Genomic DNA, 12930 nt, shown 5'->3' on the forward strand with positions numbered 1-12930 from the left:
GCAGACAAGAACGATGAGATAACCGGCCAGTTGCAGGCTGCATAGAACATCTATGGTTGAATTACGGAGAAATAGTGAAGAAACCGGTTTATACGTGGGATGGGGATACCTTGGTACTCAACATTCTTGGCACCCCTAATGCCAAACGGGATGCCATCGGAAAGATGAAGGGGCACCAACTCTGTGTCAGCGTGACGGCAGTCCCCCGTGCCGGCCGGGCAACCGACCATATGGTGCGATTTCTTGCTGATGAATTTGGGGTGTCCGTAAGCGATATTCAGGTTGTGTTCGGACGGATGAATGTCAACAAACAGTTGCGGATCAAGGCACCGAAACGGTTGCCGGCAATCCTTGGACAGCAGGATCTTGACCTCTAACCCCTTCTTACTTCAAGCAAGGCCGTCAAGCATTGCGTACGTTCATGACTGTGGCTATACTTTATTCAGAGGATACAATCCAAGCAAAGAATGGAGGACGTCATGGCGTGCAATATCGAACAACACAAAATGCACATGTGTGCTCTCAAGGCAGAGAACAGCAATGAGTGCATAAAGAGCCTCTCCGACAAACCGACCGTTGTCTGCGGAAACTGCGGTGCTAAAGCCAACAGTCCCGACAACGTCTGCGCTCCTCAGAAACTGACCTGACGGCAGTTCAACCTGCCATTAACCACAAAAGGCGGCCTAATCGGTCGCCTTTTTGTTTCTGACAGCAGCAATCTAAAAACATCCGTGCGTTACTACCCTGCTCCCTATTTCAGCTCCCACGCAGTCAGTTCGGCAATACTGTGCTGGAACTTGCGCCTGGTTTCACGGATGACGAACGGTACATCGCGCGGCGCGCCGAGCATACGAAAATGGGGCGCCAACGCCTCTTTCAGCCCATCCAGGGTCCAGACCGGCTCACCGCTGTCGCGGTAGCCACCCAGCCACTCCTCTTTCTTGGTAAACTCCTCCAGCCAGGTATAGGGCGAGGTGATCACCAGGAGGCCACCGGGGTTCAGCCGCTCATGAATGGTGGACAGGAATTTGCGCGGCGAATAGAGCCGGTCGATCAGGTTGGCAGCAAGCACCAGATCGTAGCCGGTAAACTTGCCCGGCAGATTGCAGGCATCGGCCTGATAGAAATCTACCTGCTCGCGGACCCCTGCCAGACCCAGTGCGGCCAGGTCGATCTCGTGGAATGAGACCACCTCACCCTCTTCGGCAAGTTCGTAGCGCAGATACCCCTCTTCCTGCATCCGTGCCGCCAGCCGGAAAAAGCGGGTGGAGAAGTCCAGCCCCGTCACCCAGCTAAAACCGCCCCGGGCCAGCTCAAAGGATGCCCGCCCCACTGCACAGCCGAGATCGAGGGCATGTCCCTTGGGGCGGTCGGCCAGCAGCTCCAGGCAGATCCCGGCAACCGTTGCCGGGAAATTGCGGACGTCGAAATGTTCCGGACCATAATGGGCGTCACAGTACTGGGCCGCCAGGGTATCGGTTTCGTACTGGTCCTGATGGATCTCGATCGGCGCCGCGCTCTCGACGTAGCGGAACCCGGCATGCTGGAAAAAATGGCGGCGGAAGGCATAGCGCGAGTCCCGCGTCGCCTCGTTGCCGGTGGAAATCCACGAGCCTCCCTTGATCAGGTTGTGCCTGGTATCAAAGGTGGGGGTGGAGAAATCGTCGTACCAGGGGTGGATCTCAAAGCCGTGGAACGGGTAGATCGGGGTTTCGGTCCACTGCCAGACATTCCCCAGCAGATCATAAAAATCACCGGTCTTGAACCGATCGATCGGACAGGACGATGCCCATTGCTCCAGGTTGATATTGCCCGGCGCTTGCTGCCAGTATGGTTGATCCGGAATATCGCAGAGATCGCGCAACCGGTTCCATTCGTCCTCGGTGGGGAGCCTGATCGCCAGCCCGGTCTGCGCCGCCTTCCAGTTGCAGAACGCCTTGGCCTCCAAATAATTGACCTCCACCGGCCAGTTCCACGGCATGTCGATCTCACTGGCCATGGTGCGCAGCTGCCAGCCATTCCCCTTCTTCAGCCAGAACAGCGGCTGCTCCGCCTGCTTGAATTCCCGCCAGTGCCACCCCTCGTCGGTCCACCACTGCTGCTCCCGGTAACAGCCTGCCTCGACGAACCCCAGGAATTCCCGATTGGAGACCAGGTATTCGCTCGCCTTGAACCCGGCGACCTCGGCCTCATGGTTACCGTACTCGTTGTCCCAGCCATAGAGCGGATGGTTCCTCGGCTTGCCCAGCGCCACCTTCCCCCCGGCCACCGGCAGCAGCCGGTTGGCCGGCGGCTCCCCGGTTTTCCAGACAGATCTCCCAGTCCGGCAGCTGCACCACCTGATCGATCGGGAGCTGGCGGATCAGCACCGATGAGGTCTCCAGGTGAATCCGTTCATGCTCGATCCCCATCATGATCCCCCACCAGGGAGATTCCCAGGTGATCGGGAGCGAAAGCGGCAGCTTCCGGATCAGCCCGTCCACAAGCTCGCGGGCCTGGTCACGGTACGCCTTTACCTGTTGGCGGGTCGGCCAGTTGTAATGCCGCTCGTCCAGGTCGTCCCACGACATCTCATCAACACCCACGGCAAACATCGACTCGTAGCTGGGATTGATCCGCTGTTCAATGACCCGGGCAATGGTCAGCTTGTTGATGAAAAAGGTGGCGGTGTGGCCGAAGTAGAAGATCAGCGGGTGGCGCAGCCGGTCCGCCCGCAGGTAAAAGGTGTCGTCATACTTGAGGGTGTCGTACAGTTTTTCGTCGATGTCGAAAGTTTGATGAAAATAGTTGAGAATTTCAGCCCGCTTCTGCTCGGGATCCCCTTCGGCCAGAATTATGGTTTTTGTTGCGCGCTGTTTCATGATCGCAGCTCCCTCTGTCTGCAGCTCTATACCACTCTGCATCTAAAGTTTATCAAAAAATTCCGGGCAAATGAGTTAGACGAAAATCGGCTGGAAGGTGATGGTTTGCCGTTTCAAGTAATCGGCAAATAACGTGCCGTCAACAAACTGCTGACAATTATCAGGCAACAGCTCGATTATACAGAGTAAATCACCAAAATACCCTCAAGATCAGGGCTGCCGTAACCTGCTACATTTGTTGCTACATACACATCTGGAGCGTCGAGAATAAGATATTGAAATCAGTAAGTTGTCCACTGTCACTACCGGATTGAGGATCATAATTGCCGCAGGAGCAGAAGCGGCGATCCTGGTCATCGCATTGTAACCATTCAAATTTGCGCAGCAATTCACAATCGACAATAGGGCACGATTGATGCTGAATCAGTAGCGCAAACATACTTTACTTCGGCTAAGTCGCAATTAAATGGCCAAAGATGAAAAAAACTGATCCGGGAAAAGGAATGAGCGGATGCAAAGCAAGATGATTGAAATTCTGCTGATCAAGGACAGCGGAGCGGAGGCAGAACTTATCAAAGAGATGCTGGCGGAGGCCAGTCATCCGGAGTGCTCCGTGCAGCACGTCAAGACTCTGGCGGAGGGGCTGACGCAACTGCGCAGCCGGGGCTTCGACTGCATCCTGACCGATCTCGGGCTCCCTGACAGCCAGGGGCTCGAAACCGCGCTGGCGGTGCGGAATCAGTCGAAACTGACGCCGGTGGTCGTACTGACAGGCCTGGATGATGAAGATACGGCATTTAAAGCATTGCAAATGGACATACAGGACTACCTGGTCAAGGGTGAAATCACCGGCAGGCTGCTGACGCGCACGATCCGTTATGCCATCCGGCGAAAGAGCGACGTCGATGCCCTGCGTTTCAGCGAAGCGCGCTATCGGGCACTGTTTCACGACAACCCCACCATGATCGTAACCCTCGATGCCGACTTGACCATGCTTACGGCCAATCCGATTTGCGCCTGCCAACTAGGGTATAAAATAGCTGAACTGGAAGGTCAGTCGGTACTGATGCTGTTCCATGAAGGCGACCGGCCTGCTGTGATCGGGCAGTTGCAGATGTGTCTGCAAAACCCGGATCAGGTGTATCGCTGGCAGTTCCGCAAAGTCCGGAAAGACGGGAAGACGCTCTGGGTAGAGGAAACTGCCCAGGCAATATCCGACTTGTCCGGTGCGCCCAACATCCTGGTTGTCTGTCAGGACATCACCGAACGCAAGCTCTTGGAGGATGAGCTAAAAAAAACCGGCATCCAAAACGAGTTGCTTCTGGCTTCTGCCGGGGAGGGCATTATCGGACTCGATCTGGAAGGAAACCAGACATTTGTCAACACCTCTGCTGCCACCTTGCTGGGATATGAGGTCAGTGAACTTGTCGGAAGGCATAGCCATTCGACATGGCACTATGCCAGGCCTGACGGTTCTCAATATCCTGCGCAAAAATGCCCTGTTTATGCGGCTTATAAGGACGGCACTGTTCATTCCGGAGACGAGATGTTCCTGAGGAAAGACGGAACGGCTTTCCCCGTTATTTTTACCAGCAGGCCGATAATTATCGACGGAGAAATAACCGGTGCGGTTCTTACCTTTAACGATATCACTGAACGCAAGCGCGCTGAAGCGGAGATCGAACGCCTGAACACAGATCTGGCGACGCGAGCTGCAGACCTGGAAGCGGCCAACAGGGACCTGGAGTCGTTCAGTTACACGGTCTCCAACGACCTGCTCCGATCCCTCATGGCCATCGGGGATTATGCTCGTGCGATCCAGGACTTTTCCTGCGCCAAAACAGACGAGCAGTGTAAAAACAATGCAAGACGCATCTACGACAAAACCAGGCATTTGGCCGAACTCATCGGCATCATGCATGATTTTTTCAGGCCGATGAGGATTGAACTGCACCGGGAAGATATCGACCTGAGCGAAATGGCCCGGGAGACAGCAGAGAAACTCCGGATATCCAAACCCGAACGGTGCGTCTCATTCCGGATTGCCGATGGCATCAAGGCTGATGCGGACCGGAACCTGCTGCAGATGACGTTGAACAATCTTCTCGGCAACGCCTGGAAACATACGGTCAGCCACGAAGAAGCGTTCATAGAATTCGGAATGACGGAAATCAATGGGATGCCGGCCTGTTTTGTGAGGGATAACGGGACAGGATTCGATATGGCGAATGCAGACAGGCTTTTTAAGCCTTTCCAGTCATTGCCCGGCACTGAGGAATATGCAAGCGAAGGTATCGGTCTGGCCACGGTGGAAAGGATCATACGGCGCCACGGTGGGAAAGTATGGGCAGAAGGGGCACCGGACAAGGGGGCGACGTTCTGGTTCACTCTGCCCCGAGACTAGTTCCGTAAAAACAAATTGGCGAACAGAACAAGCGGACGTATCAGGATGAATCGTTGCCGAAGGAGTCATACTGTTTGTATCAATCACCCGAAAAGGAGATCCCCATGAATATTTTCGATTGTGCCATCAAGATGGAAGAGGAAGCCAGGGTGTTTTACGCAAAGCTGGCAGAGACTGCTACGGTTCCCGAGTTGAAGAATCTCTTTACCCTCCTGTCTGATGCCGAGCAGGAACACCATGATGCCCTGGTGAGTATTAAAAAGAGTGCCAAATCGCAAAAAGCACAGTTCAAGGCCTTGCAGGAGGCGGCATGCCTGTTCAAACCCCTGCTGTCAAAGCGCGACCTCATGGCCCAACTGCAAGAAGATCCCGACGCGTACCAACTTGTAGTAAAGGAAGAGGAAAAGGGGGTCAAGTTCTACGAGGAATTGGCCGGGCAAGCGAAGGACGAGGGGACCCGCGAGATCCTGCTCAAGATTGCCGACGAGGAACGAAAGCACTTGAGCATAGTCGAAAACATTTACTCTTTTGTAGAATCACCGAAAAACTTCCTTGCCTGGGGCGAGTTCAGCAACCTCAAGGAGTACTAAACATGCATGCAGTCTGATAATCCACAAGTAAAAAGGACCGATATGGGTATTCATAAGGACTGGGGAACACCGGCCGCAGAACTCAGCTGCCAGGCTAAAGAGCATTTGCCGGCGGAAACTGCGACAGCGCGTCCATACCGGACAAAGGAAGAGTATCAAAGACTCATCCATGAACTTGAGGCCTACCGGATCGAGATGGAGATGCAGAATGCAGAGCTGCGGCAAGCCCGGGAATATGCCGAGAATATCGTCGAAACCGTGCGCGAACCGCTTGTAGTGCTGGATGCCGACCTGAAGATTCTCACTGTCAATCAAAGCTTCTATAACACCTTCAAGGTAACGCCGGAAGCAACCATCGGCAATTTCATCTATGACCTCGGTAACCGGCAATGGGACATCCCCAAACTGAGGATACTCTTTGAGGAGATCCTCCCCCACGATACCGTATTCAATGACTATGAGGTCGAGCATGATTTCCCGGGGATCGGCCGCAAGATTATTCTGCTCAATGCCCGGCAGATATTTCGGGAAAATATCGGCTCACATATAATCCTGCTGGCCATGGAAGACATAACCGCCCGAAAAGAAATAGAAGAGGCGCTCCGCCACGTCAGCACTCACGATAGCTTGACCGGCCTCTATAACCGGGCGTTTTTCGATGAAGAACTGGAGCGGTTTGCCCATGGCAGGATGTTTCCCCTGAGCATCGTGATGGCTGATGTTAACGGCCTGAAGACAGTCAATGATACCTTGGGGCATGCCGCAGGGGATAATCTGATCCGTTCTGCGGCACGGATTATCCTGCATGCCTTCAGGGGTGAGGACATCGTTGCCCGTATCGGTGGAGACGAGTTTGCCGTTCTTCTTCCGGAAACGGACGAAAAGGTTGCGGAGGAGGCGGTCATGAGGATCAAGAACTCCCCTGAAATCATCGATGGCCAGGTGAGCATCGCATTCGGCATAGCTTCCGCTGGAAACAAAGACCAGCTTGCGGGAGCTTTAAATCTTGTTGATGAGCGGATGTATCTGGATAAATCGTTACAAAAGGAATCATAGCCGCTGGAGGCGACGGAGAATCAAGAGAGAGCCCAATGAAACACCATGCAACAACGGTAAAAGCACCGGCAAAAACACCTTTCTCCGGCCTGTCCGGGATGGATCAGTCGCTCATAAACTCGGAACTGCGCTATCGCCGCCTCTTCGAAACCGCCCAGGACGGCATTTTGATCCTCAATGCCGAGACTGGATTGATCAGCGACGTAAACCCGTATCTGGTCGACATGCTGGGGTACTCCCGGGAAGAGTTTGTGGAAAAGAAACTCTGGGAGGTCGGCGCGTTCAAGGATGTCGAGGCCAGCAGGAGCTCCTTCCTGGCGCTGCAGAAGAACAAGTATATCCGCTACGAAAACCTGCCGCTTAAAACCAAAGACGGCCGTCTGGTTCCGGTAGAATTCGTCAGCAATGTCTATCTGGTTGGCGAGGAAAAGGTCATCCAGTGCAACATCCGAGACATCAGCGACCGCAAGCGGGCCGAGGCAGCCTTGCGGGCAAAGGACGAGGCTAATTGGTCGCTGATCGAAAATCTTGAAGATCATTGGCTGTTGATCAAACATCTTCCCATCGGTGTTGTTGTCCATGCCCCTAATACCCGGATCGTCATGTGTAACCCGGAAGCCTCGCAACTGCTCGGCAAGTCACCGGATCAGATGCTGGGCAAGGACGCAGGCCACCCGTACTGGCACTTTGTCCGCGAGGACGGTACCCGGCTGGCGACAGATGAATTCCCAGTCAATCAGGTAATCGCCACTGGACATCTGCTCAAGAATTTTGTCATGGGGATTATCCGTGACAATGACGAAGAATCATGGGTGCTGGTGAATGCCTATCCCGAGTTTGACAGTCACGAGCAGTTGCGCCAGGTTGTTGTGACCTTTGCGGACATCAGCAATATCAAGTGTGCAGAGGAACGGATACAACGGCACCTGGAACACCTGACCGCTTTGGTTGAGATAGACCGTGCCATCAATTTCAGCTTTGACCTGAATCTCAGCATGACCACACTCCTTACCCATGTCATTGTCCAATTGGGAGTTGACGCCGCTGACGTCCTGCTGTTCAACCCCCAAACCCGGACGCTGGAGTTTATCGCCGGCCGCGGTTTCAACACCAAAGCCATTGAACATGTGCGCCAGCCGCTGGGCGAAGGGTATGCCGGCGGCGCAGCACAGGAACGGAGCTTAGTCCACGTCCCTGATCTGGCAAAAGAGCACGACAGCTTTCTGGGTGAAATCCTGTTAGCGGGTGAAGAATTTGTCAGTTACTACGGAGTGCCATTGATAGCGAAAGGCCAGCTCATGGGGGTGTTGGAGGTTTTTCATCGATCTCCCCAGTCGCACGATGAAAACTGGCTCGATTTCCTCAAGGCGCTGGCAGCCCAGGCCGCAATTGCTATCGATAATGTCACCCTGTTCGACAACCTGCAGCGCTCCAACATCGAACTGGCCCAGGCCTATAACGCCACCATCGAAGGGTGGTCCCGGGCGCTGGAACTGCGCGACAATGAGACTGAAGGGCACACCCAGCGGGTTGCGGTGTTGACCGTAAAACTGGCGCGGCTGTTCGGGTTGAACGACGAAGAGCTGGTTCAGGTCCGCTGGGGCGCACTGCTGCACGACATCGGCAAGATGGCTATCCCGGACGCGATTTTATTGAAACACGATTCGCTGACCGAAGCGGAATGGGTGGTAATGAGAAACCACACCGCTTTTGCCTTTGAAATGCTCTCCCCCATCCGCTACCTGCGCTCGGCACTCGACATCCCCTACTCCCATCATGAAAAGTGGGACGGCACCGGCTACCCGCTCGGCTTGAAAGGCGACCAGATCCCCCTTACTGCACGCATCTTTGCCGTGGTTGACGTATGGGATGCTCTCAGATCAGACCGCCGCTACCGCTCCTCCTGGTCTGTAGAAAAGGTCCGCGAGCACCTCCGATCACTGTCAGGTACGCACTTTGATCCGCATGTTGTCAAAGTCTGTCTTGATTCGGATGTCCTCGTCGGTTGAGACCATGACAAAAGACGGGGTCCCATGCCCAGCCCCAACGTCCTATGCCGAGGATGCCCGCTTCCGAGCCGCCCACCGGAGCTTGCAGTCACTGGTGGAGCACCATAACATAATTTAACACGCTGATTATTTAACTTTGCCAATTCAAAGATCAACAGCAAAAGAACTGGTTAGATGCTACACTTATCGAAGATGGCAATGATTTTCAGGCAAGGACCAACCAATGAACCAGTCTACCTGGCGCACCTTTCTACTGATGATGGTTATCGCGATCCTGTTTAATCTCAGTTACAGCTATTTCCAGAGCAATGCCGGCCAGAGCGCCGAGATAAGCTACAGCCGCTTCCGCAGCGAACTTGCGGCCAATAACCTGAAGAAGGTCAGGTTCAAGGGGACAGCGACAAGCGGTGAATTCCTGAAGAAGATTCAGCTGCCGGAAATGGTTCAGGGGAAACAGGTCACCCGGGAAGTAGGGGCCTTTACCACAACTATGCCCGCAATCGCCGATCCGGCGCTGCTTGCCGAACTGGCCGATAAAAAGGTAGAGATCACGGCCGTATCTCCCGAAGCATCGCCTCTTTTTTCCATACTGATCGCAATTCTCCCCTTACTGCTGATCATTGGCGCCTGGTGGTACATCTCGCGCAATGCCCGCAACCAGGGGCCTGCAGGGATGTTCGGCAGCTTTGCCAAATCCGGGGCCAAGATGTACGGCAGCGGAGAGAAGGTCAATGTTACCTTTGACGATGTCGCCGGGATGGAGAACAGCAAGCAGGAACTGAAGGAGATTGTCGATTACCTGAAAGAGCCGGCGCATTTTCGCCGCATCGGCGGCAAGGTGCCGAAGGGTATCCTGCTGGTCGGCCCTCCGGGAACCGGTAAGACGCTGCTGGCGCGGGCGGTTGCCGGTGAGGCCGGGGTCAATTTTTTCACCATCTCTGCTTCCCAGTTTATCGAGATGTTTGTCGGGGTCGGCGCCAGCCGGGTCAGAGACCTTTTCAGCAGCGCGAAAAAAGGGGCGCCGAGCATCATCTTTATTGACGAGATCGATGCCGTGGGGCGCAGCCGCGGCACAGGGTTCGGCGGCGGCCATGACGAGCGGGAGCAGACGCTGAACCAGCTCCTCTCCGAGATGGACGGCTTTGATCAGCATGAAGAGGTTATCGTGCTGGCAGCCACCAACCGCCCCGACGTGCTTGATCCGGCCCTGCTCCGCCCCGGACGATTCGACCGTCATGTTGTTATCGAGCGTCCGGACTGGCGGACCGGGAAAAAATCTTAAGGGTTCATACCCGTAAGATTACCATGGCAGAAGAGATCGATTACGTAACCATTGCCAAGGGAACACCCGGCATGACCGGCGCCGACCTGGAGAACCTGGTGAACGAGGCAGCCATCCTGGCGTCGCGGGAGAATGCCCCAACCGTCACCATGACCCATCTGGAACTGGCCAAGGACAAACTGCTGATGGGTGGCGAGCGGAAAATGGTCATTTCCGACAACGAGAAGCGAATCACCGCCTATCACGAGGCAGGGCATACCCTGATTGCCAGGCTGCTGCCCGGGACTGACCCGATCCACAAGGTCACGATCATCCCCCACGGCATGGCGCTGGGAATCACCCAGCAACTCCCGGAGGACGACCGCTACCATTATCCGCGGAGCTATCTGGAGAAACGGATCTGTGTAGCCCTTGGCGGTCGTGCCGCCGAGAAGCTGGTCTTCGGTGAAGTCTCCACCGGTGCCCAGAGCGACTTGAAGATGGTTACCGACCTGGCCGAGAAAATGGTCTGCCAGTGGGGCATGAGCGAAAAGGTCGGGCCGGTCACCTTTACCCGCGGTGAAGAACATCCGTTCCTCGGACGCAAGCTGGCCGAAGAAAAGGGGTTTTCCGAAGAGATGGCATGGAGGATCGACCAGGAGATTACCGCCATTATCTGTCATGAAGAAGAGGCTGCCGATGAGCTGTTACGAGACAACAGGGATCGCCTGGATGCCCTGGCAACAGCACTACAGGAAGAGGAAACCCTTGATAGCAACCGGGTGGAGGAGATTCTGCAGCTTGCCGCCGCTGTCAGACCTTGATCATGAACCCTCGACATTGCCGGCATTTCCTTGCCAAATCAATTTCAGCATCGCCCAGTTTACGAATTGCGCAAGTCTGATATCATTTAATTAGGATTAGGAACGCAAGTTTAACAAGGTGTGGCCAATGGCTGATTCGCCTTTACCAATTTGGGATGACATGAGAACCTTGGATGCTTGCGTCCTGATCGAAGAGACCTGTGCGTCCATTTATTATGCTTTTGCCGGGTTATTTGCCGATAACGCCAAATTTTCCACGCTCTGGACAGAGATGGCTATCGAGGAAGAGAGCCATGCCGAGCAGTTCCGGACGGTCAGGGCAATCCACTTTGACAGTTACACCCCCTTTGACGACGAAAACTTTCTGATCAGGCATATTCTGGAGCATGTCACTAACCTGAACGAAAACATCAAGGTGAAGACGCCGACGCTGAAAGATGCCCTGATTACGGCACTGATTCTGGAAAAATCCATCGAAAAGTATCATCTGGAAACGAGCAAACGGGTTATGGACCCGGAGCTGGCAAAACTCCTCGAAGTCATGGTGGAATACAGCCACGGTCACATTGAAATGCTTCATATCGCAGCAGATTCAGCATAACCTTGTCTATGGGTATCAGACCAAGGCGAGCACCTTGCCGGTCTATTGCATAGTTTTACCTGAAAATGTTTGAGAGCAACGGGGGGGTATCTTTATGCAGTACAAGGAACCGGGACATGAAATTACCATACTGCTCATCGATGACGACGCCAACTTGCTGGGAATAATCCCCCAGTACCTGCGCAAGATGTTACCCTGCGACATAACCAGCTGCAATGACCCGCTGCTGGCACTGGACGAGATCTCACGAAGCAGATATGACATCATAATCAGTGATTACCTGATGCCGAACATGACCGGAGTGGAAATACTCAATGTTTCCAGGAAACTGGCACCGGAAACCCCTTTTATCATAATGACCGGCCAGGCAGACCTGGACACTGCCATGCTCTCGATAAAAAATGGCGCCTTTGATTTTGTTGTCAAGCCATTGGATTTCGATCTTCTCGCGAACTCGATCAAGAAGGCTCTGGCTTTTACCAGGGGGGCGGCTCTGGAACGGGAATACAAAAAGCAGCTTGAGGAAGAGGTTTTCAAGAAAACGGCAGAACTTCGCAATGCCCTGTATGAACTCGAAGTTGCCAGAAATGCCGCCCACTCCGCCTCCATTGCCAAATCGGCATTTATGTCCGCCATCAGCCATGAATTACGCACCCCTTTGAACGGGATCGTCGGCAGCATCTCGCTGCTGAAAGACCATCAGCTGGACCCGGAGCAACAGGAACTGCTCAATGCCGCCGAACAATCCGCCCAGCGTCTGAACTCGATCGTGGACAATATCCTGGCATATGTCGAGGTGAAGAGCGATTCCCACGGCAAGATCTGCCGCAAGTTTTCCCCCAGGGAGGTCATATCCTCGATCATGCATCCGTTTGCAGGCAAAGCCTCTCAGAAAGGGCTGGATTTCAGGATTGTCTATGCGGACCCTATGCCGGATATCCTTTACGGAGATGATCTCAGCCTTGGACAGACCCTGGAAATTATAGTGGATAATGCCATTAAATTTACCCATATCGGTGCAGTCGAAGTAAAGATTACCCCGTTGCGGAAAGGGGATAGCTGCCTGGGGTTGGCGGTAGCGGTGAAAGATACCGGCATCGGCATCCCGGAGGAGAAACTCGACGTCATCTTCGACGAATTCCGTCAGGGAGACTGTTCATTGACCCGTTTGTATGAGGGGGTCGGCATCGGGCTGCCATTGGCGAAAAAACTGGTCGAGCTGCTCGGCGGGAGCCTGGACTTTGAGACCGAGCCGGGCAAAGGTTCTGAGTTCAACTTCGCCATACCGTTCAAAACAGAACTACAATAACCAAAACCCATCTCT

8 protein-coding genes and 2 pseudogenes are annotated in these 12930 nt (G+C 54.2%); 9 read left to right on the forward strand and 1 reads right to left on the reverse strand.

The features are described 5' to 3' along the window. The first annotated feature begins 71 nt into the window (after positions 1-71). On the forward strand, positions 72-377 hold the full coding sequence (locus tag OR1_RS16835; protein WP_193377112.1) for a DUF167 domain-containing protein: 306 nt from the start codon (positions 72-74) through the stop codon (positions 375-377). A 102-nt stretch (positions 378-479) separates the two neighbouring features. Beyond that, on the forward strand, positions 480-647 hold the full coding sequence (locus OR1_RS22525; protein ID WP_193377111.1) for a hypothetical protein: 168 nt from the start codon (positions 480-482) through the stop codon (positions 645-647). A 104-nt stretch (positions 648-751) separates the two neighbouring features. Here OR1_RS22525 and ovoA read toward each other — a convergent pair. Then, a pseudogene (gene ovoA, locus OR1_RS16845) lies at positions 752-2861 on the reverse strand (5-histidylcysteine sulfoxide synthase). A gap of 523 nt (positions 2862-3384) precedes the next feature. On the opposite strand from ovoA, the gene OR1_RS21060 reads away from it, so the two are divergent. The 7 genes and pseudogenes from OR1_RS21060 (at position 3385) to OR1_RS16880 (ending at position 12915) form a co-directional block, all read left to right on the forward strand. Continuing rightward, entirely contained in the window at positions 3385-5265 is a 1881-nt protein-coding gene (locus tag OR1_RS21060) for a PAS domain S-box protein (protein ID WP_160295272.1), read from the forward strand. 104 nt (positions 5266-5369) lie between these two features. Beyond that, entirely contained in the window at positions 5370-5855 is a 486-nt protein-coding gene (locus OR1_RS16855; RefSeq protein WP_041973371.1) for a ferritin family protein, read from the forward strand. A gap of 42 nt (positions 5856-5897) precedes the next feature. Next, positions 5898-6911 (forward strand): GGDEF domain-containing protein, encoded by a 1014-nt coding sequence (locus OR1_RS21065; protein ID WP_160295273.1) that lies wholly within the window; start codon positions 5898-5900, stop codon positions 6909-6911. 35 nt (positions 6912-6946) lie between these two features. Then, on the forward strand, positions 6947-8920 hold the full coding sequence (locus OR1_RS21070; RefSeq protein WP_052440577.1) for an HD domain-containing phosphohydrolase: 1974 nt from the start codon (positions 6947-6949) through the stop codon (positions 8918-8920). 223 nt (positions 8921-9143) lie between these two features. Continuing rightward, positions 9144-11005, forward strand: a pseudogene (gene ftsH, locus OR1_RS16870) (ATP-dependent zinc metalloprotease FtsH). Positions 11006-11165: 160 nt separating this feature from the next. Further along, positions 11166-11606, forward strand: a complete 441-nt coding sequence (locus OR1_RS16875) for a hypothetical protein (RefSeq protein ID WP_152609945.1) — start codon at positions 11166-11168, stop codon at positions 11604-11606. Between the two features lie 94 nt (positions 11607-11700). Then, entirely contained in the window at positions 11701-12915 is a 1215-nt protein-coding gene (locus tag OR1_RS16880) for a hybrid sensor histidine kinase/response regulator (protein WP_041973377.1), read from the forward strand. Positions 12916-12930 lie beyond the last annotated feature (15 nt).

It is taken from the genome of Geobacter sp. OR-1, assembly GCF_000813145.1.
Lineage (GTDB): Bacteria > Desulfobacterota > Desulfuromonadia > Geobacterales > DSM-12255 > Geoanaerobacter.